Annotated in this window: 25 protein-coding genes and 1 tRNA gene; 18 read left to right on the forward strand and 8 right to left on the reverse strand. The window is 64.2% G+C overall.

The features are described from left to right. Positions 1 to 124 precede the first annotated feature (124 nt). Positions 125 to 211 (reverse strand) — tRNA-Leu (locus ENJ19_08985). Positions 212 to 428: 217 nt separating this feature from the next. Between ENJ19_08985 and queA the strand changes: the two genes are divergently transcribed. The 5 genes from queA (at position 429) to secF (ending at position 6,274) form a co-directional block, all read left to right on the forward strand. Then, on the forward strand, positions 429 to 1,472 hold the full coding sequence (queA, locus tag ENJ19_08990; GenBank protein HHM05864.1) for a tRNA preQ1(34) S-adenosylmethionine ribosyltransferase-isomerase QueA: 1,044 nt from the start codon (positions 429 to 431) through the stop codon (positions 1,470 to 1,472). 292 nt (positions 1,473 to 1,764) lie between these two features. Beyond that, positions 1,765 to 2,880 carry a tRNA guanosine(34) transglycosylase Tgt gene (locus tag ENJ19_08995; GenBank protein HHM05865.1) on the forward strand — a complete coding sequence of 372 codons (1,116 nt, stop codon included), beginning with the start codon at positions 1,765 to 1,767 and terminating at the stop codon, positions 2,878 to 2,880. 121 nt (positions 2,881 to 3,001) lie between these two features. After that, positions 3,002 to 3,436 (forward strand): preprotein translocase subunit YajC, encoded by a 435-nt coding sequence (gene yajC / locus ENJ19_09000; protein HHM05866.1) that lies wholly within the window; start codon positions 3,002 to 3,004, stop codon positions 3,434 to 3,436. A 39-nt stretch (positions 3,437 to 3,475) separates the two neighbouring features. Beyond that, positions 3,476 to 5,329, forward strand: a complete 1,854-nt coding sequence (secD, locus tag ENJ19_09005) for a protein translocase subunit SecD (GenBank protein ID HHM05867.1) — start codon at positions 3,476 to 3,478, stop codon at positions 5,327 to 5,329. A gap of 12 nt (positions 5,330 to 5,341) precedes the next feature. Beyond that, entirely contained in the window at positions 5,342 to 6,274 is a 933-nt protein-coding gene (secF, locus tag ENJ19_09010) for a protein translocase subunit SecF (protein ID HHM05868.1), read from the forward strand. Between the two features lie 39 nt (positions 6,275 to 6,313). Here the strand turns inward: secF and ENJ19_09015 are convergent, their stop codons facing one another. Beyond that, entirely contained in the window at positions 6,314 to 7,627 is a 1,314-nt protein-coding gene (locus tag ENJ19_09015) for a GGDEF domain-containing protein (GenBank protein HHM05869.1), read from the reverse strand. A 318-nt stretch (positions 7,628 to 7,945) separates the two neighbouring features. On the opposite strand from ENJ19_09015, the gene ENJ19_09020 reads away from it, so the two are divergent. The 10 genes from ENJ19_09020 (at position 7,946) to ENJ19_09065 (ending at position 16,101) form a co-directional block, all read left to right on the forward strand. Beyond that, the gene (locus tag ENJ19_09020) at positions 7,946 to 9,202 is read left to right on the forward strand and encodes a serine hydroxymethyltransferase (protein HHM05870.1); all 1,257 of its coding nucleotides are present in this window, start codon (positions 7,946 to 7,948) and stop codon (positions 9,200 to 9,202) included. A gap of 15 nt (positions 9,203 to 9,217) precedes the next feature. Next, positions 9,218 to 9,733, forward strand: a complete 516-nt coding sequence (gene nrdR / locus ENJ19_09025; GenBank protein ID HHM05871.1) for a transcriptional regulator NrdR — start codon at positions 9,218 to 9,220, stop codon at positions 9,731 to 9,733. 239 nt (positions 9,734 to 9,972) lie between these two features. After that, positions 9,973 to 11,076 (forward strand): bifunctional diaminohydroxyphosphoribosylaminopyrimidine deaminase/5-amino-6-(5-phosphoribosylamino)uracil reductase RibD, encoded by a 1,104-nt coding sequence (ribD, locus tag ENJ19_09030; GenBank protein HHM05872.1) that lies wholly within the window; start codon positions 9,973 to 9,975, stop codon positions 11,074 to 11,076. A 46-nt stretch (positions 11,077 to 11,122) separates the two neighbouring features. Continuing rightward, positions 11,123 to 11,812 carry a riboflavin synthase gene (locus tag ENJ19_09035; GenBank protein ID HHM05873.1) on the forward strand — a complete coding sequence of 230 codons (690 nt, stop codon included), beginning with the start codon at positions 11,123 to 11,125 and terminating at the stop codon, positions 11,810 to 11,812. Between the two features lie 122 nt (positions 11,813 to 11,934). Further along, entirely contained in the window at positions 11,935 to 13,047 is a 1,113-nt protein-coding gene (gene ribB, locus ENJ19_09040) for a 3,4-dihydroxy-2-butanone-4-phosphate synthase (GenBank protein HHM05874.1), read from the forward strand. Continuing rightward, positions 13,040 to 13,471 carry a GNAT family N-acetyltransferase gene (locus ENJ19_09045; GenBank protein ID HHM05875.1) on the forward strand — a complete coding sequence of 144 codons (432 nt, stop codon included), beginning with the start codon at positions 13,040 to 13,042 and terminating at the stop codon, positions 13,469 to 13,471. The genes ribB and ENJ19_09045 overlap by 8 nt, the downstream gene beginning before the upstream one ends. 195 nt (positions 13,472 to 13,666) lie before the next feature. Further along, the gene (locus tag ENJ19_09050) at positions 13,667 to 14,140 is read left to right on the forward strand and encodes a 6,7-dimethyl-8-ribityllumazine synthase (protein ID HHM05876.1); all 474 of its coding nucleotides are present in this window, start codon (positions 13,667 to 13,669) and stop codon (positions 14,138 to 14,140) included. Positions 14,141 to 14,162: 22 nt separating this feature from the next. Continuing rightward, entirely contained in the window at positions 14,163 to 14,591 is a 429-nt protein-coding gene (gene nusB / locus ENJ19_09055) for a transcription antitermination factor NusB (protein ID HHM05877.1), read from the forward strand. Between the two features lie 20 nt (positions 14,592 to 14,611). Continuing rightward, positions 14,612 to 15,595, forward strand: a complete 984-nt coding sequence (gene thiL / locus ENJ19_09060) for a thiamine-phosphate kinase (protein HHM05878.1) — start codon at positions 14,612 to 14,614, stop codon at positions 15,593 to 15,595. A 2-nt stretch (positions 15,596 to 15,597) separates the two neighbouring features. Continuing rightward, positions 15,598 to 16,101 (forward strand): phosphatidylglycerophosphatase A, encoded by a 504-nt coding sequence (locus tag ENJ19_09065; GenBank protein ID HHM05879.1) that lies wholly within the window; start codon positions 15,598 to 15,600, stop codon positions 16,099 to 16,101. Here ENJ19_09065 and ENJ19_09070 read toward each other — a convergent pair. The 6 genes from ENJ19_09070 to ENJ19_09095 form a co-directional block, all read right to left on the reverse strand. Next, entirely contained in the window at positions 16,083 to 18,575 is a 2,493-nt protein-coding gene (locus tag ENJ19_09070; protein HHM05880.1) for an EAL domain-containing protein, read from the reverse strand. The genes ENJ19_09065 and ENJ19_09070 overlap by 19 nt on opposite strands. A gap of 264 nt (positions 18,576 to 18,839) precedes the next feature. Then, positions 18,840 to 19,640, reverse strand: coding sequence for a GTP cyclohydrolase I FolE2 (locus ENJ19_09075; protein ID HHM05881.1), 801 nt, complete (start codon positions 19,638 to 19,640; stop codon positions 18,840 to 18,842). Next, on the reverse strand, positions 19,637 to 20,026 hold the full coding sequence (gene queD / locus ENJ19_09080) for a 6-carboxytetrahydropterin synthase QueD (GenBank protein ID HHM05882.1): 390 nt from the start codon (positions 20,024 to 20,026) through the stop codon (positions 19,637 to 19,639). The genes ENJ19_09075 and queD overlap by 4 nt, the downstream gene beginning before the upstream one ends. 63 nt (positions 20,027 to 20,089) lie before the next feature. Beyond that, positions 20,090 to 21,997: a 1-deoxy-D-xylulose-5-phosphate synthase gene (locus tag ENJ19_09085; GenBank protein ID HHM05883.1), complete on the reverse strand. Its 1,908-nt coding sequence runs from the start codon at positions 21,995 to 21,997 to the stop codon at positions 20,090 to 20,092. A gap of 74 nt (positions 21,998 to 22,071) precedes the next feature. After that, positions 22,072 to 22,968, reverse strand: a complete 897-nt coding sequence (gene ispA / locus ENJ19_09090) for a (2E,6E)-farnesyl diphosphate synthase (GenBank protein HHM05884.1) — start codon at positions 22,966 to 22,968, stop codon at positions 22,072 to 22,074. Then, positions 22,961 to 23,221, reverse strand: a complete 261-nt coding sequence (locus ENJ19_09095) for an exodeoxyribonuclease VII small subunit (protein ID HHM05885.1) — start codon at positions 23,219 to 23,221, stop codon at positions 22,961 to 22,963. The genes ispA and ENJ19_09095 overlap by 8 nt, the downstream gene beginning before the upstream one ends. 207 nt (positions 23,222 to 23,428) lie before the next feature. On the opposite strand from ENJ19_09095, the gene ENJ19_09100 reads away from it, so the two are divergent. The 3 genes from ENJ19_09100 (at position 23,429) to ENJ19_09110 (ending at position 25,871) form a co-directional block, all read left to right on the forward strand. Then, a complete protein-coding gene (locus tag ENJ19_09100) occupies positions 23,429 to 23,848 on the forward strand; it encodes a rubrerythrin (protein ID HHM05886.1) in 420 nt (139 codons plus the stop codon). A 62-nt stretch (positions 23,849 to 23,910) separates the two neighbouring features. Continuing rightward, positions 23,911 to 25,266 (forward strand): Fe-S oxidoreductase, encoded by a 1,356-nt coding sequence (locus ENJ19_09105; GenBank protein HHM05887.1) that lies wholly within the window; start codon positions 23,911 to 23,913, stop codon positions 25,264 to 25,266. Continuing rightward, positions 25,263 to 25,871, forward strand: a complete 609-nt coding sequence (locus ENJ19_09110; protein ID HHM05888.1) for a DUF3501 family protein — start codon at positions 25,263 to 25,265, stop codon at positions 25,869 to 25,871. Before ENJ19_09105 ends, ENJ19_09110 begins: the two co-directional genes overlap by 4 nt. Positions 25,872 to 25,877 lie beyond the last annotated feature (6 nt).

Below are 25,877 nucleotides of genomic sequence, written 5' to 3' on the forward strand. Positions count from 1 at the left end.
CGCAGGTCGTCAGTTCTTCTTGAGCGAGCGAACGATTTAACGAGAGACGGTGCGTCCGAAGTTTAATGTTCTTCTTGATTGCCCATCGCCGTCGCGACGGGTAGCACTGCTTTAGCCAAAATTATGGTGCCGGGAGAGAGACTCGAACTCTCACGAGGTTTCCCTCACCAGATTTTGAGTCTGGCGCGTCTACCAGTTCCGCCATCCCGGCGCCAAGCGGCGTAGTATAGCCGTTTCTCGCCGGTGGGCAAGGGGATGTCGCGGGGGAGGAGTTTGAACCGCAACGGATGTGAAGAAGCTCGATTGAGCCCCGTACAAGGCCGTGTCTCGCAACGCCCTCGCTTTGACATTCATGCCGCCTGGCGGTCGTTCCGGCGCGCAAGGCGGGCTTTGCGCTTGGACCTGCCGAATTGCTACCATCGCGCGCCATGCGGCGCCGTGATTTTTTCTACGATCTTCCCCCTCACTTGATCGCCCAGCATCCGGGTGAGCAGCGCAGCGCCAGCCGCCTGCTGTGTCTGGACGGGGCCGGCGGAGCGGTGCAGGACCGCAGGTTCTACGAGCTGCCCCGGCTGCTGCGGCCGGGTGATTTGCTGGTGCTGAACGATACGCGGGTGGTGCCGGCGCGTCTCAGGGGGGTGAAAGACAGTGGTGGCAAGGTCGAGGTGCTGGTGGAACGCCTGTTGGACGGGCACCGGCTGCTGGTCCAGGTGCGGGCCAGCAAGGCGCCCGGGCCCGGCACGCGATTGCACTTGTCCGGAGGCGCTGTGGAAGCTGAAGTGACCGGCCGCGACGAAGACATGTTCGTGTTGCGCGTGTTGGGTGACACGCCATTGCCGGATCTGTTGGAGCAATACGGTGAAATACCCCTGCCGCCTTACATCGGGCGGGCGGGCGCGGCGGAAGACCGCCAGCGGTATCAGACGGTGTTCGCCCGCGAACCCGGCGCCGTGGCCGCGCCCACGGCGGGTTTGCATTTTGACGATGCCTTGTTGAACAGTCTGCGCGCCATGGGGGTTGATACGGCCTTCGTGACCTTGCACGTGGGCGCCGGCACTTTTCAGCCCCTGCGGGTGGAGGATGTTTCCCGGCACCGCATGCATGCCGAGCGCGTGACCGTGAGCGCGGCGGTGTGCCGCGCCGTCGCCCGAACCCGTGCCCGCGGCGGCCGGGTGATTGCCGTGGGCACCACGGTCGTCCGCAGCCTGGAAACCGCCGCCCGTGATGGCGTGCTCCAACCCTTCGGGGGCGAGACCCGCTTGTTCATCTACCCCGGCTTTCGCTTTCAGGTGGTGGATGCCCTGATCACCAATTTCCATCTGCCGGAATCCACTTTGCTGATGCTGGTATGCGCCTTTGCCGGGCGCGGGCCGGTGTTGCAGGCCTACCGCCATGCGGTGGCGCAGGGGTACCGCTTTTTCAGCTATGGGGACGCGATGCTGGTGACGCCGGGCCGGGCGGCCGGGTCTTGAAGGGTGCGGGTTTGTTATGCCCGGCCCGATTTTCATATACTGGCGCAGCAACAGAATATACGTTGCCAAGGGCGCGGTACGCCTGAAATCCCGGAGTTGTCCGGGACGCGGGGCGCCGGAATCAGATCATCAGCGATCCGGGGGGGGCGACCGGAGGCCGCCACGGCTGTTTTTGTGAACGTGTTTTGTGAACGTGCCCAGTGTCTCGGTCGGCAGGAACTTGAGACATAGCGCCGGTGCTGGCAGCGATTTGACAACAACGCCACCCCTTATCTGCTCCCTAATCAATCTGATGCAATTCCAACTGCTTGCCACCGACGGTCCCGCCCGCCGCGGCCGCCTGATTTTTCCCCGCGGTGCGGTGGAAACGCCGGCCTTTATGCCCGTGGGCACCTACGCCACGGTGAAAACGCTGACGCCGGAAGAGGTGCGCGGCACGGGGGCGGACATTTTGCTGGGCAACACCTTTCATTTGATGCTGCGGCCGGGAACGGCGGTGATCCGGGCCCACGGGGATTTGCATGACTTTATGAACTGGTCCGGCCCCATCCTTACGGATTCCGGCGGCTTTCAGGTGTTCAGTCTGGGTGAGTTGCGCCACATCAGCGAGGAGGGGGTGATTTTTCGATCCCCGGTGAACGGCGACCGGGTGTTTCTGGGGCCGGAAGAATCCATGGCCGTTCAACGGGAGCTGGGGGCGGATGTGGTGATGAGTTTTGACGAGTGCACGCCCTTTCCCGCCGATGAGGCCACGGCCCGCGCGTCCATGGCATTGAGCCTGCGCTGGGCGGCGCGCAGCAAGGCGGCCCACGGCGACAATCCGGCGGCATTGTTCGGCATTGTGCAGGGGGGGATGCATGCCCATTTGCGGGCCGAGTCCCTCGCCGGCCTGGTGGATATCGGGTTCGAGGGGTATGCCGTCGGCGGTTTGTCGGTGGGCGAGCCCAAGGAGGACATGCTGGCCGTGCTGGAGGGCATTGCACCGCGCATGCCGAAAGAGAAACCCCGCTATCTGATGGGCGTGGGCACGCCGGAAGACATCGTGGAGGCCGTGCGCCGCGGCATGGACATGTTCGATTGCGTCATGCCCACCCGCAACGCCCGCAACGGCCATCTGTTCACCCGCGAAGGGGTGATCCGGATCCGCAATGCGCGCTACCGGGATGACCTCCGGCCGTTGGATGCGAACTGCGCCTGTTACACCTGCCGTCACTACAGCCGGGCTTATCTGCGCCATCTGGATCAATGCAGGGAGAGCCTGGGGGCCCGCCTGAACACCCTGCACAATCTCCACTATTACCAGGATTTGATGCGGGACTTGCGGGACGCCATCGCTGCCGGGTGCCTGGACGCCTTCGTTTCTGATTTCTACGCCCGGCGCGTGCAATCGCCGTCGCCTGTGTCATAATACCGGCCTTTCGCGTCCCGGAGGGGAAAGCGCGCGCCGCGGCGCGCGCTGCGGATGCGGAAGCGGTCCGGCGCTGCCTGGGCCGAGGGATTTGGGACTGCATAAATCAAAGGTAAACGCCATGAACTTTTTCATCTCCAACGCCTGGGCCCAAGACGCCCCCGCCGCCGCGCCGCCGGAACCCGGCCTGATGGGTTTTGTGCCGCTGATCATCATATTTGTGCTGTTTTACTTTTTGCTGATCCGGCCGCAGATGAAGCGCGCCAAGGAGCACCGCAAAATGGTGGAAGCCCTGTCCAAGGGTGACGAAGTGGTGAGCAACGGGGGCTTGCTGGGGCGGATCACGGCCGTGGATGACAACTTTGTCACCATGGAAGTGGCCGATGGCGTGCGCGTGAAAATCCAGCGCAACATGATCGCCTCCGTCATGCCCAGGGGCACTGTCAAGAGCATCGGCAAGGAAGGTGGCAAGGGCAAAGGCAAAGCCAAAGGGAAGGAAGCCCCCGCCGCCGAAGAAACGCCGGCTTTGGAAGAGAAAAAACAAGAGGAAAAATAAGCCTCCCGCAACGGAGTCGCTTTTGCGGACTGAGCCTTCATGAACAAATACCCGCTTTGGAAACAGTTGCTGATCGCATTCGTGCTGCTGATCGGCGTGATTTACGCCCTGCCGAATTTATACGGCGACGACCCCGCCCTGCAAATTTCTTCCAGCCGCGGTGCCGAGGTGAACAGCGCTACGGAAGGGCGGGTGCGGGTGGTGTTGCAGGAGGCGGGAGTGCCTGTCAAAGGCACCGAGCTGGCCGCCGGGCGTCTGCTGGTGCGCTTCAACAACACCGAGGACCAGCTCAAGGCCCAGGGTCTGGTCAAGCGTGAGTTGGGGGACGACTACTTCGTCGCCCTCAACCTGGCTCCCACCACGCCATCGTGGCTGCGGGCCATCAACGCCCTGCCCATGTATCTGGGCCTGGATTTGCGCGGTGGCGTTCATTTCCTCATGGAGGTGGACATGGAGGCGGTGACGGATCAGACCCTGGAGCGCTACGTGGGTGATTTTCGCGCCGCCTTGCGGGAAGAGAAACTGCGTTATCTTTCCGTGCGCCGCGAGGGCGAAAAGCTGGAAGTCAAATTCCGCAGCCGGGAGGAGCGGGACGCCGCCCGGGTGGTGTTGCGCAAGGCCTTTCCCGAGCTGGTGCTGAGTGAGGCGGATGAGGACGGGGCGTTCCTGGTCCGGGCGGTCATGAGCGAAAAAGAACAACAGGAAGCCCGCAACTTCGCCGTGCAGCAAAACATCACCGCCTTGCGCAACCGGGTCAACGAGCTGGGCGTGGCCGAGCCGGTGATCCAGCGCCAGGGCCAAAACCGCATCGTGGTCCAGCTCCCCGGCGTGCAGGACACCGCCCGCGCCAAGGAAATACTCGGTGCCACCGCCACCTTGGAGTTCCGCATGGTGGACGAGAAGCACGAGGCCGCCGCGGCGGCCGCCGGGCGGGTGCCGGCCGGCTCCCGCCTCTATCGCACCCGCCAGGGCCAGCCGGTCCTGCTGCAAAGGCGCGTCATCATCACCGGCGATTCCATCACCGATGCCGCGGCGACTATCGATCAGCGCGATGGCAGCCCGGCGGTGAGCATCACCCTGGACGGCAAGGGGGCGCGTTCCATGCATAATGTCAGTCGTGAAAACGTGGGCAAACTCATGGCCGTGGTGTTCATCGAAACCAAAACAGAGACCCGCTGGGAAGGCGACAAGCCCGTCAAGGTCAAGAAGAAAGTCGAAGAAGTCATCAATCAGGCAGTGATCCGTGAGGCCCTGGGCAAACGCTTCCAGATCACCGGGCTGGACAGCCCTGATGAAGCGCGCGATCTGGCGCTGCTGCTGCGTGCCGGTGCCCTGGCCGCGCCGGTGGACATCGTCGAAGAGCGCACCGTCGGTCCCAGCCTGGGACAAGACAATATCGATCAGGGGCGTATGGCCGTCATCGTCGGGTTCCTCGTGGTGGTGGTGTTCATGGCGGTGTATTACCGGATCTTCGGCGTGGTGGCCGGCGTGGCGCTGGTGTTCAACCTGATACTGATTATTGCAGTCCTGTCCATGTTGCAGGCCACCCTGACTCTGCCCGGCATCGCCGGCATCGTGCTGACCGTTGGCATGGCGGTGGACGCCAATGTGCTCATCTTTGAGCGCATACGGGAGGAAATACGGGCGGGTAATTCACCCCAGGCCAGCATCCATTCCGGTTATCAACGCGCCCTGTCCACCATTGCCGATGCCAACATCACCACCTTGATCGCTGCCGCGATCCTGTTCATGTTCGGCACCGGTCCCATCAAAGGCTTCGCCGTGACCTTGTGCATAGGCATCATCACGTCCATGTTCACGGCCATCATGGTGAGCCGGGCCATGATCAACCTCATTTACGGTGGCAAACGGGTCGCCAGGCTGGCGATCTAGGCGGACAGTCCCATGCAGCTTATCAAACAACCGCTCAATATTGATTTTATGGGCCGGCGCAGGCTGGCCTTGTATGTGTCCGCCGCGCTGTTGGTGGTTTCCGTGCTGGCGCTGGCCCTTCGTGGCCTGGAGCTGGGCATTGATTTTACCGGTGGCACGCTGATTGAAGTGGGCTATCCGCAGGCGGTTGAGTTGGAGAGCGTGCGCGAGGCCCTGAAAGACGCCGGGTTCAAGGATGCCGTCGTGCAGCATTTCGGCACCTCGCAGGACGTGCTGGTGCGCTTGGTGCCCCGGGAAGGCCTGTCCAGCGCTGATATCAGCACTGACGTCCTGCGCGCGCTGAAAGGCACCGGTGAGCCGTCCATGCGGCGGGTGGAATTCGTCGGTCCCCAGGTGGGCGACGAACTCACCGAGCAAGGTGGTCTGGCCATGTTGGGTGCTTTGTTCGGTATTCTGATTTATGTGATGTTTCGTTTTGAATGGCGTTTTGCCGTGGGCTCCGTGGCGGCACTGGGGCATGATGTGTTGATTGTGCTGGGCATCTTCGCCCTGTTTGGTTTCGAGTTTGACTTGACGGTGCTGGCCGCCGTGCTGGCGGTGATCGGCTATTCGCTCAACGATACCATTGTGGTGTTCGACCGCATCCGGGAAAATTTCCGCAAAATACGCAAAGGGTCGCCGGAGCAGGTGACCAACACCTCCGTCAATCAAACCTTGGCGCGTACCCTGATGACCTCCTTCACCACCTTGCTGGTGTTGTTCGCGCTGTTTCTGCTGGGCGGTGAGGTGATCCACAACTTCGCCCTGGCGCTGATCCTTGGTATTGTGGTGGGCACCTACTCGTCGATTTATGTCGCCAGCAGCGCGGCCCTGGCGTTGGGGATCAGCAAGGCCGATCTCATGCCGGTGAAAAAAGAAGGCGCCGATTTGGACGGCAGGCCCTGATCCAGATTGGAGCGGTACGGGTCGGTCTTCCCCGCAGGCTTATCCCAACGACGTGCTCGCGCTCTCCGAGTGCTCGAATTCAATACGGTTGCGCCCCTGGTGCTTGGCGGAATACAGTGCCTGGTCGGCGCGCTGGATCAGGTCTTCCGCCGTCTCGCCGGGGCGGAACAAAACCAGCCCGGCGGAGAAGGTGGGAAGCGCGAGGGCCTGACCGTTGAACTGGTAGGTGGTGTCCGCTGCCCTCTTTTGCACTTTGCGCAGGGCGCGCAGGGCCCCCTCGCTGTGGGTATTGGGCAGCAGTATGGCAAATTCCTCGCCACCGTAACGCGACACCAGATCGTGGTGGCGGAAGATGGACAGGATTTCTGCCGCATAGGCTTTGAGCACTTCATCACCGGCGGCGTGGCCGTAGCGGTCATTGATGGACTTGAAATCGTCCAGATCCAACAAGGCCAGCGACAGGGGGTTGCCATAGCGTTGCACCCGTGACACCTCGTCTTTCAAGCGGCGCATGAAGGCGCGGCGGTTGGCCAGGCCGGTGAGGTCGTCGGTGAGGCTGAGCAGGTGAATGCGGGTGAGTTCGTCGCTCAGGCGCTGGCCGTCGGCCTGAGCGGCGGTGACGGCGGCGTTGATGTGCTTGAGCTGAGCGGCCAGTTCCCCCTGTTCCCGGGTCAGCTTGCGCAATTCCTCCAGCAGGTGTTGGCGCAGGGTGTCTGTGCCTTGCGCCTCTTTCAAATGCTCCAGGCTTTGCAGGCCGTGGTCCAGCACGCGGCCCAGGCGGTCGTTGAGCCGCACGGTGGCCGCGATCTGGGCGCCCAGGCCCTCCTGAAGCTTGTGGATGGTTTGCCGCTTGTCGTCCATATGTTGGCGGTAAGCGGCGTCGATCTGTTCCGGTTGGGTGCGTGGCGTCCGCTGCGGCGGGGGGCTGATCTCCACTTCTTCTGCGCCGCTGGTGAGCAGTGGCGCCAGCACGGCGCGCACCATGCTTTCGCTGGTGGGTGTCTCGGCCACGGCTCTGGCGTGTTCGCGCAGTTTGGCCAGATCCGAGGGGGAGATGGGCGGCGTGAGGCGAAGCTGCAGCAGTTTTATTTGCAGGCGGAGCGGCGAACTGCCGGGCAGTTGCCGTGCCCAGCCGTCCAGCAATTGGTCGAACAACTCGGCGTAGGTGATTTCTATTTCGCGGTGTTGTTGTTCCGTATCGCCCAGGAGTTGTTCGATGTATTCGAACAGGGCGGCACCGTTGCTGTCCTGCTTAATCGGAGCGAGTAGCTGCAGTATTTTGTTCGCCCCGGGTCCGGGCGAGGCCTGGATTTGATCTTCAGACGACATTGGGTGGTCCCCTTGTATGTTCATCACATCCCTGTGACGGGATCACAGCCGGGTCGTACGCGCCCGGCCGCGCTCGCAATCACGGTGCACGACAAGTAAAAGGCTGTCCCTGAGGGAACCCGGAAGCAGGCTGTTATTCCATCGCGTCCCTGCTGGTTATCGCCTGGTCCGCTCGCGGCGGATTATCCTTTTCCGGTGGGGGGATTAATATATCACGAACGCCCCCCCAAACTTCCAGTTTGCCGGTACTGCGCCGGCGCGTGCCTGTACTGCACAAGCGCGGCGAATGGGGTATCCTTAACCCCTTTTTGCGGCCCGGTCGGGCGGTTCAGGGTGAGGCTCATGTTTACCAAAGATATGCAGATTGCCGGTTTTGACAATGCCTTGTGGACGGCCATGTCCGAAGAGCTCAAGCGCCAGGAAGCACACCTGGAACTGATTGCCTCGGAGAACTACGCCAGCCCGCGGGTGATGGAAGCGCAAGGCTCGGTGCTCACCAACAAGTACGCCGAGGGTTATCCGGGAAAACGTTATTACGGCGGCTGCGAGTACGTGGACATCGCCGAGCAGCTGGCTATCGAACGGGCCAAGGAATTGTTTGGCGCCGATTATGTGAACGTGCAGCCCCATTCCGGCTCCCAAGCCAACGCCGCCGTTTATCTGGCCCTGCTGCAAGCGGGTGACACCATTCTCGGCATGAGCCTGGCCCACGGCGGTCACCTCACCCACGGCGCCAAGGTGAACTTCTCGGGCAAATTGTTCAACGCCGTGCAATACGGCCTGGATGCCGCCACCGGCGAGATCGACTACGCCCACGTGGAAGAACTGGCCCGCGAGCACCGGCCGAAACTGATCGTCGCCGGCTTCAGCGCCTATTCCCGGGTGGTGGACTGGCAGCGTTTCCGCACCATTGCTGACCAAGTGGGCGCTTATTTGTTTGTGGACATGGCCCACGTGGCCGGACTGGTGGCAGCGGGTTTGTATCCCAACCCCGTGCCCATCGCCGATGTGACCACCACCACCACCCACAAAACCCTGCGCGGTCCCCGCGGCGGCTTGATTCTGGCCAGGACCAATCCCGAAATCGAGAAAAAGCTGAGCGCCACCGTGTTCCCCGGCACCCAGGGCGGTCCCTTGATGCATGTCATCGCCGCCAAGGCCGTGGCTTTCAAAGAGGCGCTGCAACCGGAATTCAAGGCCTACCAGCAACAAGTCATTGCCAATGCCCGGGCCATGGCCGACACCATGAAACGGCGGGGCTACAACATTGTCTCCGGTGGCACCGACAATCATCTGTTCCTGGTGGATCTCATCGACAAAGACATCACCGGCAAAGACGCCGAAGCGGCCCTGGGCGCGGCCCACATCACCGTGAACAAAAACGCCGTGCCCAACGACCCCCGTTCGCCTTTTGTCACCAGCGGCATCCGCGTCGGCACCCCGGCACTCACCACCCGCGGTTTCAGCGAGCAGCAGTGTCGAGAGCTGGCCGGTTGGATGTGTGACATCCTGGACGATCTGGCCGACGAGGCGGTGATCGAGCGGGTCAAGGCCCAGGTGTGCGACATCGCCCAGGCCCTGCCGGTCTACCAGAAATAAGCCCGGCCCCGCCCCATGCGTTGCCCCTTTTGCGGCGCCGCTGACACCAAAGTGGTGGACTCGCGCCTCAGCGCCGACGGCCACAGCGTGCGGCGGCGGCGCGAATGCCTGGCCTGCAGCGAACGCTACACTACCTTTGAGACGGCTGAACTTGTCCTGCCGCGCATCGTCAAGAGTGACGGCAGCCGCGAGCCATTTTTGGAGGAGAAGCTGCGGGCCGGCATGCAGCGGGCGCTGGAAAAACGCCCCGTGGGCGTCGAACAAGTGGATGTCGCCATCACCCGGCTGATCCACCGCCTGCGCGCCAGCGGCGAGCGGGAAATCAGCGCCCGGCAGTTGGGCGAATGGGTGATGGAAGAACTGCGCGGCCTGGATGAAGTGGCCTATGTGCGTTTTGCTTCGGTCTATCGTTCCTTCCAGGACGTCAACGCCTTTCGCGAAGAAATCGAACGCCTGCAACGCGCGCCCTCGCCGGAGCTGGCCAAACAGCAGATCCCTCTGTTGCCGGAGGAGGAAGGCAAGCAGCGGTGACGCCGGTGTTCACCACGGTGGGCATGGCGGTAACGCGGGCTGAATGCATGTGGCAAGTGTCCCGGCCCCTCTTTTTCACACGGGGAAACAAAGCGCGATGGAGGCCAGTTGAACAGCTGCGGCAGATGCGCTGTTCCGCTCTGGCCCAACTCTGTTTGCCAGATCGCGGCCCCGTGTCTGCGTGGTGAATTCAAAACACAATGACGACCTGCTCCGACAGTCCCGAAGACCGCCGCTGGATGGCCCGCGCCCTGCGTCTGGCCGAGCGCGGCCGCTACAGCACCCACCCCAACCCGCGGGTGGGCTGTGTGCTGGTCAAGCAGGGCCGGATGGTCGGGGAAGGCTGGCACTGCCGTGCGGGCGGCCCCCATGCCGAAGTGGCGGCGCTGCAGCAGGCCGGTCCCCACGCCCGCGGTGCCACGGCCTACGTGAGCCTGGAGCCCTGCAGCCATCATGGCCGTACGCCTCCTTGCGCCGGGGCGCTGATTGAAGCGGGTGTCACGCGGGTGGTGGCGGCCATGGAAGACCCCAATCCCCACGTGGCGGGACAGGGTTTGCGGTGCCTGGCCGCCGCGGGTGTGGCCGTGCACAGCGGCGTGCTGGCGGCCGAAGCCGAAGCGCTGAACCCCGGCTTTTGCCGCCGTATGCGGGAGGGTCGGCCCTGGGTGCGGGCCAAGGTGGCCATGAGCCTGGACGGCCGAACGGCACTTTCCAATGGCGTGTCCCAGTGGATCACCGGCGAGGCGGCCCGCCGCGATGGGCAACGCCTGCGGGCAATGAGCAGCGCCGTGCTCACCGGCATCAGCACCGTGCTGGCGGATGACCCTGCCCTCACCGTGCGCCTGAGCCCGGCGGAGCTGGACAGCCATTGCCAGGGCGAGGTGCGCCAGCCGCTGCGGGTGGTGCTGGACAGCGGCCTGCGTCTGCCGCCGGACGCCCGTTTGTTGCGCCAGCCCGGGGGCACGCTGGTGCTCACCGCCAGCGACGAACGGGTCGCCTGGCGCCGTTTGGCGTCTCCCCGTGTCACCGTGCACCGGCTGCCCCGCGCCGCCCGCAGCCTGGACCTGCACGCCGTGCTCACCCATCTGGCGGCAGAGGACATGAATGAAGTTTTGCTGGAAGCCGGGCCGACGCTGACCGGCGCATTATTGCGCGAAGGCCTGGTGGACGAATGGATTATCTACCTGGCGCCCAAGATCCTGGGTGACGGCGCCCGCGGTGTGTTCAAATTGCCAGTGTTTGATGACTTGGCACAATGCCCCCGGCTCGACATTACAGACATACGGGCCGTGGGTAGTGACTGGCGCATTACGGCAAAGGCCGAGCCGGTGCGCTCAACTTAAACAGGGTGTTTTTTCAAAAAACAGGGGCGCAACTGCGAAAACAACCATGTTTACAGGTATCGTTCAAGCCGTCGGCCACATCGCCGCCCTGGAGCAAGGGGACGGCGATGCCCGCATCCGCATCCGTGCCGGCGCGTTGGATCTAAGCGGCGCGGTCCTGGGTGACAGTGTCAGCGTCAGCGGCGTGTGCCTTACCGCCGTGGCGCTGCACGATGACGGATTCAGCGCCGATGTGTCCGCCGAAACCCGCCGTTGCACCACTTTTTCCGGTTTGCGCGCGGGCGATCCCGTCAACCTGGAAAAGGCCCTCACCTTAAGCGCCCCCTTAGGGGGCCATCTGGTCAGCGGCCATGTGGACGGCGTCGGCGAAGTCATCCGGCGCGAACAGGCTGGCGCCTCCACCCGCTATGTGATCCGGGCGCCAGGTGAACTGGCCCGCTACATCGCCGCCAAGGGCTCCATCTGCGTGGACGGCGTCAGCCTCACCGTCAACACGGTGGCCGGCGCGGAGTTTTGGGTGAACGTCGTCCCTCACACCCTGGCGGTGACCACCTTGGGCCGCTATGCCGCCGGCACCCGCGTCAATTTGGAAGTGGATTTGGTGGCGCGTTATCTGGAGCGTTTGGTGATGGGTGACGCCGCGGCGGAGCGCGGCGGTGTGAGCCGGGCGTTGTTGGCGCGGTATGGTTTTTTGCGGCCCGATGAGCGCGCCCGAAGGCGTGGGAAACAAACATGACAACCCCTCTTCCAGGCAAGGTGACGTCAGATTCTTCGCTATTAACCCGGCAATTAGGATTGCCGGGTTAATACCGTAACGAGGTCAACCGGGCTACGCAAAACCAAGGCCCCATCCCAACCATGTCATTCAGCACCATCCCAGACATACTCGAAGATTTAAGAGCCGGTCGCATGGTGGTCATTGTCGATGACGAAGACCGCGAAAACGAGGGCGATCTGCTCATGGCCGCCAGCAAGGTGCGGCCGGAGGATATCAATTTCATGGCCCGCTACGGCCGCGGTTTGATCTGTCTCACCCTCACCCAGGAGCGCTGCGCCCAGCTGCGCCTGCCTTTGATGGTGGGCGCCTCCCAGGGCAGTCATGGCACGCGCTTTACCGTCAGCATCGAGGCGGCGCGGGGGGTGAGCACGGGGATTTCCGCCAAGGACCGGGCCACCACCATTCAGGCGGCGGTGGCGGCAGAGGCGAAACCGGAAGACGTGGTGCAGCCCGGGCACATTTTTCCCATTATGGCCCAGCCCGGCGGTGTGCTCACCCGCGCCGGTCATACCGAGGCCGGGTGCGATCTGGCGCGGCTGGCGGGGCTGGAACCGGCGGCGGTGATTGTCGAAATTCTCAACGAAGACGGCACCATGGCGCGGCGGCCCGAGCTGGAGCGTTTCGCCGCTGAGCACGGCTTGAAACTGGGTACCATTGCCGATCTTATCAGTTATCGTTTGCAGCACGAGAAAACCGTGGAGCGTCTCACTGAAACCGAGGTGCAAACACCTCACGGCCCGTTCCGTCTGTTGGCCTATCACGACGGTGTCACCGGTGACAGCCACCTGGCCCTGGTCAGGGGCGACATCGACCCTGACACGCCTGCTTTGGTGCGGGTGCACATGCTGGACATTCTGGGCGACGTGCTGGGCCTGGGCCGTTTTGATGCCACCTGGCCACTCAACGATGCCCTGCAGCGCATCGCCCAGGAAGGGGGCGTGCTGATCGTGCTCCGGCGGCCCAACGAGGAGCAGGAGGTGTTGCAGCGCATCCGCAACTGGTGTTTGCAGAGCCGGGGCGGGGCGCCGCCCCAGCCGCCGGCCGGCGGCGATGAATTGCGCACCTACGGCGTGGGCGCGCAGATACTGGCTGACATTGGCGTGGGCAAAATGCGGGTTATCGGTTCGCGGCGGCGTTTGCATGGCGTGTCGGGCTTTGGCCTGGAAGTGGTGGAGTATCTGGAACATGACTGATGGCACAGCCGTCGCCATTGCCGGCAGCGATGGCGCCATCCAGGCCTGTTTTCCCGTGATGGTCCAGCTGCGCCCTCATTTGCGGGCGGAGGAATTTGTACCGCGCGTGCGCCGGCAAATGGACGCCGGTTTTCGTCTGGTGGCCCTGAGTGAGGGAGGCGCGGTGAAAGCCGTGGCCGGTTTCCGCCTCAGCGAGAATCTCGTTTTCGGCCGCTTCATGTATGTGGACGATCTGGTCACCGACGCGCACAGCCGCTCTGCCGGTCATGGCCGCGTCCTGTTCGACTGGCTGGTGCGCCACGCCCGTGAAAACGGCTGTAGCCATCTGGAACTGGATTCGGGCGTGCAGCGTTTCGATGCCCACCGTTTCTATCTCCGCCAGCGCATGGTCCTGCGCAGCCATCACTTCTCCTTGAAGTTGTGAGCTGTTGAGCGCGTGCCGTAACAATCAGCCGTGCCACCGTCATCCTTCATTACCCCTTTGGGAAGGGGGTGAGACGGTCACTTGGCTGCGGCTGATCAACCCTCCTTGCCAGTAGTGCTAGAATGCACAACTTTCAGTCCATAAGTAATTTCGCCTCCGCCGCGCGGGGGTGAGCCCACAGCGAGACCCCTACCCATGAGCGAGATCAACACCTTTGCCGGTGATTTCACCGCCACGGACGCGCGCTTTGCCCTGGTCGCCGGGCGTTTCAACAGCTTCATTGTTGAGCATCTCATCAACGGCGCGGTGGATGCCTTGCACCGCCACGGCGTTGGCCGCTCCCATATCGATTTGATCCAGGTGCCGGGGGCCTTTGAAATCCCCCTGGCGGTGCAGCGGGTGGCGGCCAGCGGCCGCTTTGACGCGGTCATTGCCCTGGCCTGCATCATTCGTGGCGGCACCCCCCATTTCGACTACGTGGCCGGGGAGTGCGCCAAGGGGGTGGCCGGGGTGGCGTTGAAGCATGATCTGCCGGTGGCTTTTGGTATTCTCACTGTGGACACTGTCGAGCAGGCCATCGAACGGGCCGGCACCAAGGCCGGCAACAAAGGCGTGGAAGCGGCGCTGGCGGCGCTGGAAATGGTCAGCCTGCTGCGAAAACTGCCGTGACGGCAAAGAGGGGAGACCGGCGGTGAGTCACGCCCGCAGCAAAGCCCGCCACTGCGCCCTGCAGGCCTTGTATCAATGGCAGCTTGCCGGCCAGGGGCCGGAGGTGGTGGACATCGAAAATCAGTTTTTCGCCGCCGGTGCCCTCAAAGGGGTGGATAAGAATTACTTTTGCGGCCTGCTGCACGAGGTGGCCGCCCATGTGGCCGAGATTGACGGTCACCTGGGAACCTGCCTGGACCGTCCGGTGCGGGAGCTGGACCCGGTGGAACGGGCCATTTTGCGCATCGGTGCCTGGGAGCTGGCCGCCCGGCCGGAGATTCCCTACCGGGTGGTGATCAACGAAGCGGTGGAAGCGGCCAAGTTGTTCGGTGCCGAGCAAAGCCACCGTTACGTCAACGGCGTGCTGGACAGGCTGGCAGTCAGGCTCAGGCCCCTGGAGCGGGGCGGCTGAAGCGCGCCGGCCCGATGGCCCTGTCCGAATTTGACCTCATCCGTCGGTACTTCAGCCGCGGCCCGCGGCGGCCCGATGCGGCGATCGGCATCGGTGACGATGGCGCCGTGCTGCGTCCCCCTGCCGGCTGCGAGCTGGTGGTCGCCATGGACACCCTGGTGGCCGATGTGCATTTCCCCGCCACGGCGCGCGCCACAGACGTGGGACACAAAGCCCTGGCCGTCAACCTCAGCGATCTTGCCGCCATGGGGGCGGAGGCAGCCTGGGCGACCCTGGCCCTCACCCTGCCGCGTCCCGATCCCGCCTGGCTGGAAGGCTTCGCCGCCGGTTTTTTCGCCCTGGCCGCCGAGCACGGGGTGCAACTGGTGGGGGGGGACACCACCCGCGGGCCGCTGACGGTGACCGTCCAGGCCCATGGCTTCATCCCTGCCGGCCGGGCCCTGGGGCGGGCCGGGGCACGGCCCGGCGATGTTTTGCTGCTGAGCGGTACGGTGGGGGAGGCGGCGCTGGCCCTGGCGGCCTGGCGGGAGCGCAGGATTCTCCCCCCCGCGGCGGCCGGTTGCCTCGAGCGCCGCTGGCATCGTCCCAGCCCGCGCCTGGCCCTGGGCCGGGCAGCGCGGGACTGGGCCCACGCCGCCATCGACGTCTCTGACGGCGTGGCGGCGGATTTGGCCCACCTGCTGGAGGCCAGTGGCGTGGGCGCCCGGCTGGAACTGGCGCGGCTGCCCCTGTCCGCCGCCGCCCGCGCCGCTGCCGCGGAACTGGGCTTGGGGCAGGAGGCTTTGTGGCGGCTGGCCTTAAGTGGCGGCGATGACTACGAGCTTTTGCTGGCGGTGCCGCCAAAACGGCTGGAGGAGGCCCTGGCCGCCGGCCGCGCCCTGGGCTGCCCCTGCACCCCCATCGGCGCACTGAGCGCCGCGCCCGGTTTGCAGCTCCAGCGGAAAGACGGCACGGCGTTTTCTTTGGCCAGCCCGGGCTACGATCATTTCCGGGAGCGGCAATGAATATGCCGCGGGCAAAGGGGGAGGCGGCCGCGTTGCGGCGGCTGCTGCGCCAGCCGCTGCCCTTCCTGGCCCTGGGTTTTGGCAGCGGCCTGGCGCCCAAAGCCCCCGGCACCTTCGGCACCCTGGTGGGGCTGCCCTTTTACTGGTGGTGGCAGGATTGGCCCTTGGAAGCTTATCTGCTGGTGGTGGCGGTGGCTCTGGTGGTGGGCATTTATCTGTGCGGCGAGACCGCCCGGCGCCTAGGGGTTCACGACCACCCGGCCATTGTCTGGGACGAGATGGTGGGGCTGTGGATCACCCTGGCCCCGGCACCCGCCGGCGGGCTGTGGTGGCTGCTGGGTTTCGGGCTGTTTCGCCTGTTCGACATCTGGAAGCCCTGGCCCATCGGGGCTATCGACCGCCGCCTCCAGGGTGGCTTGGGCATTATGCTGGACGATGTGCTGGCGGGGCTGTACGCTGCTCTGGCCGTGGTGGCGGCCGCGGCCGTCTACGAGGTGGTTGGCTGACAGGGGGCGTCGCCGGCCGCCACCCGCCAGGAGGATTCCCCCAGCCAGCGGCCCAGCACCCCCGCCGTCAGCGGCCGGCTCACGTGGTAGCCCTGGGCCAGGTCGCAGCCCAGGCGCGCCAGTTCTTTGAGCACCTCTGCACTCTCCACCCCTTCCGCCACCACCCGCCGGCCCATGTTGTGGGCCAGGTCGATGGTGGCGCGGACGATGACCAGATCTTCGTTGTTGCGCAGCATGTTAATGACGAAGGACTTGTCGATTTTGATCTCGTCCACCGGCAATTGCTTGAGATAGATGAGAGACGAATAGCCGGTGCCGAAATCGTCGATGGCCAGGCTCACCCCCAGGCTGTTGAGGAATTGCAGGGTGTTCATGGCGCGCAAGGGGTCGGCCATGATGGCGCTTTCGGTGATCTCAAAGGCCAGGCAGGAGGCGGGAACCTCCCAATGGCGCATGAGCCGGGCGATTTTCTGCGCCAGTTGTTGGTCCTGCAACAGGCGGGCGGAGAGGTTCACCGCCAGGGCGAGGCCGAGATTGTCGCGGCGCCACAGATGGAGCTGGTGCAAGGCCTCTTCCAACACGAAGAACGTCAGGGGGCGAATCAGGCCGGTGTGCTCCGCCAGGGGAATGAAGTCGTCTGGCAGCAGCAGCCCCCGCTGGGGGTGGTTCCAGCGCACCACCGCTTCCACTCCGGTGACGCGGCCGCTGCCCAGTTCGATTTTGGGCTGGTAGAACACCACCAGCTGGCGGCGCTCTATGGCCTCGCGCAACTCCCCCACCAGGGCCAGGCGGGAGGGACTGTGCTCGTCTTCCCGGGGATCGTAGACGGCATAGCCGCTGGCGGACCGCTTGGCCACATACATGGCCACATCGGCATGGCGCAACAAGGTGGCGCCATCGCGGCCGTGCTCGGGGCAAAGGGCGATGCCAATGCTGGCCCCCACGTGAAAACCCTGCTCGTCCAGCATGATGGCGCGGTTCAGTGCATTTAACAGCTTGCGCGCGGCTTCTTCGGCGTGGGCGGCGCTGTCCACCACCGGCAGCAGAATGGCGAACTCATCGCCCCCTAAGCGGGCGATGGTGTCCGAGCCGCGCAAGGCCGTGCGCATGCGCCGGGCCACGTCTTGCAGCACCATGTCCCCCACATGGTGCCCCAGGGTGTCGTTGATTTCCTTGAAATGATCCAGATCCATGAGCAGCAGCGCCAGCGGATGATGTTCCCGCCCGGCCGCCAGGATGGCCTGGCGCAGGCGGTCTTGCAGCAGCAGGCGGTTGGGCAGCTCCGTCAGGGCATCGTGCAGGGCCTGGTGCTCCAGTTCGCGGTTGAGCGTGGCCAGCTCGCGGGTGCGCTTCAGCACGCGTCGTTCCAGGTCTTCCTGCAGGGCCTTGAGTTCTGCTTCCGCTTCCTTGCGCCGGGTGATGTCCCGCACGATGGCAATGAACAACAGCCGGGCGTTTTGCCGCATTTCGCTGAGGGCCAGTTCGATGGGAAATTCGTGGCCGTCTTTGTGCCGGCCCACGGTTTCCTCCGTCCCCATGCCGGTAATGGGGCGGTGGCCGTCTTGGTGTTCGCCCAGGGCGCAAAAGTGGTCCCGTGCCAGCAGGGTGTTGAGATGGCTGCCGATGATCTCGTCACTGTGGTAGCCAAAGATGTCCAGGGCCGAGCGGTTCATGGATTGAATGTTGCCGTGGGGATCGACGGTAATGATGCCGTCCACCACATTGTCCATGATGGCCTGGAGACGGGCTTCGCGGGTGGCCACGGCGTGGGCCTGGGACAAGGTTTTCTGGTGCATGCGTTCCAGGTCCCGGGCCAGCTCAGCGACTTCGGTGATGCGGGAGGGGGCGTGCAGGCGGGCGACGGTCTTGCCGGCGGTGATGTCCTGTGCGGCGTCGCGCAGACGCTTGAGGGGCCGGGTCAGCTGCGGTGTGATGACCGCGACCAGCAGCAGCGAAAACAGCACGTAGGCGGCGGCCAGCACCAGGCCGTTGTAATAGATGTGGCGGATGTTCAGCCGGGCGGGCCGCTCGTCGTAGCCCAGCCGCAGGGTCACCGGCTCACCGTTGTGCAACACTGCGGGCCGGGCCAGAAAATAAATGCTGTCGCCATGCTCGGCAAAGCCGTGATCGGCAATGAACACCGCGTTTTCATAGTTGGGGCGGACCGCCGCGGCAAGGGAGAGGCCGGAGGCGGTCCTGATTTCCGCGAAGACGATGTGTTCATCGCTTAACAGCCCGTCCAGATGGGCTTGCAAGTGCTCGGCGCTGGCCGGCGTTTCAAGCAGATGGCTGGTGAGATGATCGGCATGGCTGCGGCTGGCGCTGATGAACTGATCCTCAAAGCCCGCTTCCACGATGAACAAGACGCTGGCGAACAGGAAGGGGATCATCAAGGCGTGAATGATGGTGCCGCCCAGGATGATGCGGCCGGCAAAGCTGCCCAGAAAGCGTTTTGTTTTTTTGATCGATATCATTGATGCCTTCGCTCAATAATTGTTGAGGCGGTTTCGATCATCTTGGCTGCTTGGCGTCTTGCGGCTGTCCTTGCCGGGCTTGTCTGGCTTGGCGATTAGCGCAGTCTGTGGTCTCCTTGTGCTCGGGAACGGGAAAAGAAACATTTGCCGGGCCTTTGCCCCGGCGCCGGGGAAGGTTGGTGTTTCAGGGCGCGCGTCCCGGGGTGGCGTATATCAAGGGGGACAGCGGCGAAGCGGCCAGGTCCGGGATCGTGGCTGCCCGCATCATGGCGCCGTTTTGTCTCGTTCTATCAGGGCGTAGGCGGAATGGTTGTGAATGGATTCAAAGTTTTCCACCGCTACGGTATAGCGCAGAATCCGCGCTTCTGCGTCGAGGCGGGCCGCGACGTCGCGCACCATGTCTTCGACGAATTTGGGGTTGTCGTAGGCGCGCTCGGTGATGAACTTCTCGTCCGGCCGCTTGATCAGCCCGTAGATTTCTGAGGAGGCCTCCTCTTCCACCAGCCGGATCAAGGCTTCCACCCCCAAAGGCTCCCGGCCGCTGGCGCTGACGGTGACGTGGGAACGCTGGTTGTGCGCGCCGTAAGCGGAGATTTCCTTGGAGCAGGGGCACAAACTGGTGACCGGTACCACGACTTTGACGGTGATGCGGTTTTCGCCATTGCGGCGCTCACCGGACAGAGTGACGTTGTAGTCCAGCAAACTGGATACGCCGGACATTGGCGCCTGTTTGTTGACGAAATAGGGGAAACGCACTTCCGCATAAGCCTGGGATGCGTTCAAGGTGGTGGAGATGTTTTCCAACAGTTGGTGCATGGCCGCCACCGAGACCACGTGTTCACCGGCGTTGAGCAGCTGGATGAAACGCGACATATGGGTGCCGCGGTGGGCCGGGGCCAGGTTGACGTACATGCTGAATACGCCCACACCGTGCTGCATCCGGCCGCCGGGACCGGGCACGCGGATGGGATGGCGGATGTCCTTGATGCCGACTTTGTTGATGGCGATGCGGCGCGCGGCGTTTTGGCCCTGCACGTCCAGCAGCGATGCGGGGACGCGGCTCATGGAGCGGCTTCCTCGCTGTAGCGCACGCAGGCCCGGTCCGTTTCCCACAGAGTGATGGCCGAGACCCGGACACGGGCCCCGTTCAGGGCCTCGCCCACGTGCTGATACAGATAGGCGGCGATGTTTTCCGCGGTGGGATTGACCACGTCAAAGGGTCGGATCTCATTGAGGTGGCGATGGTCCAGTTCCGCCACGGCGAGCTTGGCGGCATGTTTGATGGCTTTGAAATCCAGTCCCATGCCCACCTCATCCAGAGCGGTGGCGATCACTTCCACTTCAACCTTCCAGTTGTGGCCGTGCAGCCGGCTGCAGGCACCGGGGTAGTTGCGCAAACTGTGGGCGGCGGCGAAATCGGTGATGACTTTCAGTGTGTAGCGTGGTGGCATGAATGGTTCCGATAAAACGCGATCAGCTGCGACAGACGCAAAATGCGTCCATAGCTTGCTGGATTAGCAGGTGGTCAGCCGGGCGGGCCGGGCCGGGGCGGCATCACGGCCCGCAAACGCCTCGATTTGGGCGAGAATCCCGGCGCTGTCCAGGCCGCACTGGGCCATGAGGTCGCTGTGACGGCCATGGTCGACGAAGCGGTCCGGCAGGCCCAGATGCAGCAGCGGCACTGTCAGGCCCGCGCGGGCCAGCGCTTCGCCCACAGCGCTGCCGGCACCGCCGGCGATGGCGTTTTCCTCCAGCGTGACCAGCAGTTCGTGGCTGTGGGCCAGTTCTTCGACCAAGGCTTCATCCAGCGGTTTCACGAAGCGCATATTGGCCACCGTGGCCCCCAGCGCCTCGCCCACTTCCAGGGCCGGTGCCAGCAGGCTGCCGAAGGCCAGCAGAGCGATGCCGCGTCCCTGGCGCCGCAGTTCACCCCGGCCCAGCGGCAGCGGAGTCAGCGTGTCCCGGATGGTGGCGCCGGGGCCCGCGCCGCGCGGATAGCGTACCGCGGCAGGCTGATTCAGGCTGATCCCCGTGCTCAGCATGGCGCGGCATTCGTTTTCGTCCGCCGGGGCCATGATCACCATATTGGGGATGCAGCGCAGATAGCTCAAATCGAAACTGCCGGCGTGGGTGGGGCCGTCGGGGCCCACCAGCCCGGCACGGTCGATGGCGAACAGCACGGGCAGGTTTTGCAGGGCCACGTCGTGGATGAGCTGGTCGTAGGCCCGTTGCAGGAAGGTGGAATAGATGGCCACCACCGGCTTGAGGCCCTCACAGGCCAGTCCCGCAGCCAGGGTGACGGCGTGTTGCTCGGCGATCCCGACGTCAAAATAGCGACCGGGGAAACGCTGGGAGAACGCCACCAGCCCCGATCCTTCCCGCATGGCGGGGGTGATGGCCACCAGCTTGGGTTCGTGCTCAGCCATGTCACACACCCAGTGGCTGAATACCTGCGTGTACGTGGGCGGGGCGGAGGCGGGTTTTCGGGCGCTGGGCTTGCCGGTGCGGGGGTCGAACCCGCCCACGCCGTGGTAGGCGCAGGGGTTGTCCTCCGCCGGTTTGAAGCCCTTGCCCTTGCGGGTGACCACGTGCAAAAACTGCGGCCCCTTCAGTTCGCGGATATTGCGCAGGGTTTTGACCAGCACGGGCAGGTCGTGGCCGTCTACGGGGCCGATGTAATTAAAACCCAGTTCTTCGAACAAGGTGCCGGGGACCACCATGCCCTTCACGTGTTCTTCCGCCCGCCGCGCCAGTTCCCACACGGGAGGCACGTTCTTCAAGGCCTTTTTGCCCTGCTCCCGCAGGCTCACGTAGAGTTTGCCCGACAGGATGCGCGCCAGGTGATTGGACAGACCGCCCACATTGGGAGAGATGGACATGTCGTTGTCGTTCAGGATCACCAGCAGATCGGTGTGCAGGTCGCCGGCGTGATTGAGCGCCTCAAAGGCCATGCCCGCGGTCATGGCACCGTCGCCGATGATGGCCACGGCGCGGCGCTTCGAGCGCTGTTGGGCGGCGGCGATGGCCATGCCCAGCGCGGCGCTGATGGAGGTGCTGGAGTGGCCCACCCCGAAGGCGTCGTACGTGCTTTCGCCGCGCTTGGGAAAACCGGCCAGGCCGCCGGTCTGGCGCAGGCTGGCCATGCCTTTGCGCCGGCCGGTGAGGATTTTGTGGGGGTAGCTTTGATGGCCCACGTCCCACACCAGCCGGTCTTCGGGGGTGTTGAAGACGTAGTGCAGGGCCACGGTCAGTTCCACCACCCCCAGATTGGCCGCCAGATGGCCACCGGTGCGGCCCACGGACTCGATCAAAAAGCCGCGCAGCTCCCGGGCCAGTTGTCCAAGCTTGGATTCAGGCAAGGCGCGCAGCCCGGCCGGGGAATCGACCTGATTCAGCAGAGGATAGGCGTGGCTGGCGACCATGGACGTGAAAACCGCGTAGTACTAGTTAAAGAACAAGCAATTATGCGGGGTGGGGCGGGGGCGCGCAAGTTGGGTCAGTGACGGCGCGTCACAATATATGCGGCGATGGCGCGCAAGGTCTCGGCCCGGCTGCCAAAGGGGGCGAGGCAGGATTGGGCTTCGGCGCTGAGCTGCCGGGCGTGTTGTTTGGCCTGCTCCAGTCCCAGCAGGGCGGGGAAGGTGGGTTTGTTCAGCGCCTGGTCGGCGCCCTGGCGTTTGCCCAGGGTTGCAGTGTCGCTCTCCACGTCCAGGATGTCGTCTTGCACCTGAAAGGCGAGGCCGATCAGGCAGGCGTAGCGCTCCAGCTTGTCCAGTTCCGCCGGGGTGATGCCGTTATGGCACAAGCCCCCCAGGCGTACGGCGGCGCGGATCAGGGCGCCGGTTTTGTGGGCGTGCATGGTCTCCAGTTGGCTCAGGGTGAGGGTCTGGCCCACGGCGGCCAGATCCATGGCCTGGCCGCCCACCATGCCGGTGGCGCCGGCGGCGGTGGCCAGGGTCTGGATCATGGCCAGGCGCTGGGATGGCGCCACGTCCAGGGCGGGATCCCGGGCGAGGAGGTCGAAAGCCAGGGTCTGCAGGGCATCGCCGGCCAGGATGGCGGTGGCCTCATCGAAGGCGCGGTGACAGCTGGGCCGGCCGCGGCGCAGATCGTCGTCGTCCATGGCCGGGAGGTCGTCGTGGATCAGGGAGTAGGCGTGGATCAGCTCCACCGCGCAGGCGGCGGCATCGGCCCGCTCCAGCGGTGCGCCCGCCGCTTCCGCGGCGGCGTAGACCAGTACGGGCCGCACCCGCTTGCCGCCCCCCAGCACGCTGTAGCGCATGGCGCGGTGCAGGGTCTGAGGCGCCAGGGATTCAGCCGGCAGCCGTTGCTCCAGGGCCTGTTCCACGCGGGCCTGCCACCGGGGCAGCCGCCCTGCCAGCAGATCATTCATGGTCTTTCGGAGGCGCGTTGTCGTCGTCGGCGAAGGTGCGGATGGTGGCCTGGTCGTTTTTTTCCAGCAGGATTTCCACTTTCTGCTCGGCCTCGGCCAGGGCCTGCTGGCAGGCGCGGGTGAGTTCCACGCCCCGGGAGAAGGTTTGCAGGGATTCCTCCAGGCTCAGCTCGCCGCCCTCCAGTTTTTCCACCAGGGTTTCCAGCTCGCTCAGCGAGGCTTCAAAATTACGGGGAATTCTTTTTTTCGCCACGGCGCCGCCCTGTTCAGAAACGCGGGCGAGGTTAACGTAGATGTTCGGCGGGGGTCAATCGGGATGGCGGTGCCCCGGCGGGGGGCTGTGCCGCGCCGGGGCAGTCTATGCTGTCTGTTGACAGACCCGGTGCCCGGGCGTTAAATTCAGTCTTGATTTTAGACATAGTCTAAATATTCGCAGCCGTCCCAGGAGAGGAGAAGCGCTATGGACCTCAAAAACAGTCAGACCGAAGCCAATCTGAAAGCCGCCTTTGCGGGCGAGTCCCAGGCCAACCGCCGCTATCTGTATTTTGCCGCCAAGGCTGACGTGGAAGGCTACAATGACGTGGCCGCCGTGTTCCGCTCTACGGCGGAAGGGGAAACCGGTCACGCCCACGGCCATTTGGAATATCTGGAAGAGACGGGTGATCCCGCCACGGGCCTGCCCATCGGCGGCACCGCCGACAATCTGAAAGCCGCCATCGCCGGCGAGACCCATGAATACACTGACATGTACCCCGGCATGGCCAGGACCGCCCGTGACGAAGGCTTCGATGAAATCGCCGATTGGTTCGAGACTCTGGCCAAGGCCGAGCGGTCCCACGCCAACCGTTTCCAAAAGGCCCTGGACAGCCTGGACAGCTAAGGGGCATCCGGCGCGGCGGCGGGTTCACGGCGCCGCGCCTTTATCTGAGCTGAGGAAACAATATGGCCAGCGAGGACAGCGGCAGTTCCGGCCGGCGCGAAGGCGCTCCGGGAGCGCCCACCCGTCATCCGGTGAACTGGCAGGATCCCGACTTCTACCATGAGGAGGCCTTGTTCCGGGAGCTGGACCGGGTGTTCGACATCTGCCACGGTTGCCGCCGTTGCTTCAGTCTGTGCAATGCCTTTCCCCTGTTGTTCGATGCCATCGACGAGACAGCCAGCGGCGAGCCGGCGGGCCTGGACCGGCAGACGGTGTACTGGGACGTGGTGGATCAGTGCTACCTGTGTGATATGTGTTTCATGACCAAGTGCCCCTACGTGCCGCCCCATGAGTGGCAGGTGGATGTTCCCCATCTGATGCTGCGGGCCAAGGCCGTCAAGCACAAAGCGGGGAAGAGCCGGGCCCGGGACAAGTTGCTGACCAGCACTGATTGGGTGGGGCGTCTGGCGGGGATTCCGGTGGTGGCCGGGGTGGTCAATGCTGCCAACCGCTCCAGGCCGGGGCGGGCCTTGCTCGACCAATGCCTGGGCGTGCATCCTGCGGCCCATTTGCCCGACTACCACAGCCGCACTCTGAGCAAACGCCTGGCGGGTCACCAGTCTGATCACAGCGCCCGGGCGAGTGCCGAGACCCGCGGCCGGGTGGTCTTGTTCGGCACCTGCTATGGCAATTACAACGAGCCGCAACTGGGTGAAGACCTGCTCGCCGTGTTTGAGCACAACGGTATTCCCGTCCAGGTCATGGCGCACCGCCATTGCTGCGGCATGCCCAAGCTGGAATTGGGTGATCTCGACGCCGTGCGCCAGGCCATGGAACACAACATACCCGTCCTGGCGCAATACGTGGACCAGGAGTGGGATGTGGTGGCGCCGGTGCCGTCCTGCGTGCTCATGTTCAAACAGGAACTGCCTTTGCTGTTTCCCGCCGACCCGCGGGTGGCCAAAGTGCGCGATGCGTTTTTCGATCCCTTCGAATACCTGGCCCTGCGGCACAGGCGCGGCCTGTTGAACACCGATTTCAAGCGGGCCTTGGGTAGCGTGGCCTATCACGTGCCCTGTCACCTGCGCGTGCAAAACATCGGTCTCAAGACCCGCGATATCCTGGCCCTGGTGCCCGGGACGCGTATTGAAGTGATCGAGCGTTGCTCCGGTCACGATGGCACCTACGGGGTCAAACGCGAGTACCACGACACCGCCATGAAGATCGGCCGCCCCGTGGTGGGGCGGGTAAAAAAAGCCCAGGCCCGCCATTACAGCAGCGACTGCCCCATGGCCGGCCATCAGATTGCCCAGGGTTTGAACGATGGCAGCGCCCCGGTGCACCCACTGACCCTGTTGAGACAGGCCTACGCTCTGTGAATGTGCTGACACGCGCAGACTTGCTGTCTTTGGAAGACTACGCCCGCCAGCGCGCCGCCTTCCGCAGCCGGGTGCTGGCTCACAAGAAAAACCGCCGGGTGTCCATCGGCCCCCATGCCGCTTTGTATTTTGAAGACCGCCTGACCGTGCAGTATCAGATCCAGGAAATGCTGCGCATCGAACGCATCTTCGAGCCGGAAGGGATCGCCGCCGAACTGGCTGCATATAACCCTCTGATCCCCGACGGCGACAACTGGAAGGCCACGTTTATGCTGGAATACCCCGACCCGGCGCAGCGCCGGGAATGGCTGAAACGGCTGCTGGGCATCGAAAACAATGTGTGGGTGAAGGTCGGTGACGGCGCTGCCGTTCGCGCCCTGGCTGACGAAGATCTGGCGCGGGCTACGGCAGAGAAAACCTCCGCCGTGCACTTTCTGCGCTTTCAGCTTGAGCCGGAGATGATCGCCGCGGCCAAAGAGGGTGCAGCAGTGGCTGTGGGCGTTGACCACGATGAGTACGCCTGCTGCGTGGATCCTCTGCCTGAGCCTGTGCGCGCGTCACTGGTGGCAGATCTGGGGCCCAAGGGGCGGGCCGCCAGCCTCTGATGCTGC

It is taken from the genome of Gammaproteobacteria bacterium (genome assembly GCA_011375345.1).
Classification (GTDB): domain Bacteria; phylum Pseudomonadota; class Gammaproteobacteria; order DRLM01; family DRLM01; genus DRLM01.

Bases quoted from the DNA above. Each gene is read 5' to 3' on its own strand.
- yajC (HHM05866.1), top strand. From the start codon at position 3,002: ATGAACTTTTTCATCTCCAACGCCTGGGCCCAAGACGCCCCCGCCGCC.
- ENJ19_09070 (HHM05880.1), bottom strand. From the start codon at position 18,575: ATGATATCGATCAAAAAAACAAAACGCTTTCTGGGCAGCTTTGCCGGC.
- ENJ19_09050 (HHM05876.1), top strand. From the start codon at position 13,667: ATGAGCGAGATCAACACCTTTGCCGGTGATTTCACCGCCACGGACGCG.
- ENJ19_09100 (HHM05886.1), top strand. From the start codon at position 23,429: ATGGACCTCAAAAACAGTCAGACCGAAGCCAATCTGAAAGCCGCCTTT.
- nrdR (HHM05871.1), top strand. From the start codon at position 9,218: ATGCGTTGCCCCTTTTGCGGCGCCGCTGACACCAAAGTGGTGGACTCG.
- ENJ19_09085 (HHM05883.1), bottom strand. From the start codon at position 21,997: ATGGTCGCCAGCCACGCCTATCCTCTGCTGAATCAGGTCGATTCCCCG.
- ispA (HHM05884.1), bottom strand. From the start codon at position 22,968: ATGAATGATCTGCTGGCAGGGCGGCTGCCCCGGTGGCAGGCCCGCGTG.
- ENJ19_09075 (HHM05881.1), bottom strand. From the start codon at position 19,640: ATGAGCCGCGTCCCCGCATCGCTGCTGGACGTGCAGGGCCAAAACGCC.
- ENJ19_09035 (HHM05873.1), top strand. From the start codon at position 11,123: ATGTTTACAGGTATCGTTCAAGCCGTCGGCCACATCGCCGCCCTGGAG.
- ENJ19_09020 (HHM05870.1), top strand. From the start codon at position 7,946: ATGTTTACCAAAGATATGCAGATTGCCGGTTTTGACAATGCCTTGTGG.
- ENJ19_08995 (HHM05865.1), top strand. From the start codon at position 1,765: ATGCAATTCCAACTGCTTGCCACCGACGGTCCCGCCCGCCGCGGCCGC.
- queA (HHM05864.1), top strand. From the start codon at position 429: ATGCGGCGCCGTGATTTTTTCTACGATCTTCCCCCTCACTTGATCGCC.
- ribD (HHM05872.1), top strand. From the start codon at position 9,973: ATGGCCCGCGCCCTGCGTCTGGCCGAGCGCGGCCGCTACAGCACCCAC.
- queD (HHM05882.1), bottom strand. From the start codon at position 20,026: ATGCCACCACGCTACACACTGAAAGTCATCACCGATTTCGCCGCCGCC.
- ENJ19_09045 (HHM05875.1), top strand. From the start codon at position 13,040: ATGACTGATGGCACAGCCGTCGCCATTGCCGGCAGCGATGGCGCCATC.
- ribB (HHM05874.1), top strand. From the start codon at position 11,935: ATGTCATTCAGCACCATCCCAGACATACTCGAAGATTTAAGAGCCGGT.
- secF (HHM05868.1), top strand. From the start codon at position 5,342: ATGCAGCTTATCAAACAACCGCTCAATATTGATTTTATGGGCCGGCGC.
- ENJ19_09105 (HHM05887.1), top strand. From the start codon at position 23,911: ATGGCCAGCGAGGACAGCGGCAGTTCCGGCCGGCGCGAAGGCGCTCCG.
- ENJ19_09015 (HHM05869.1), bottom strand. From the start codon at position 7,627: ATGAACATACAAGGGGACCACCCAATGTCGTCTGAAGATCAAATCCAG.
- ENJ19_09065 (HHM05879.1), top strand. From the start codon at position 15,598: ATGCCGCGGGCAAAGGGGGAGGCGGCCGCGTTGCGGCGGCTGCTGCGC.
- secD (HHM05867.1), top strand. From the start codon at position 3,476: ATGAACAAATACCCGCTTTGGAAACAGTTGCTGATCGCATTCGTGCTG.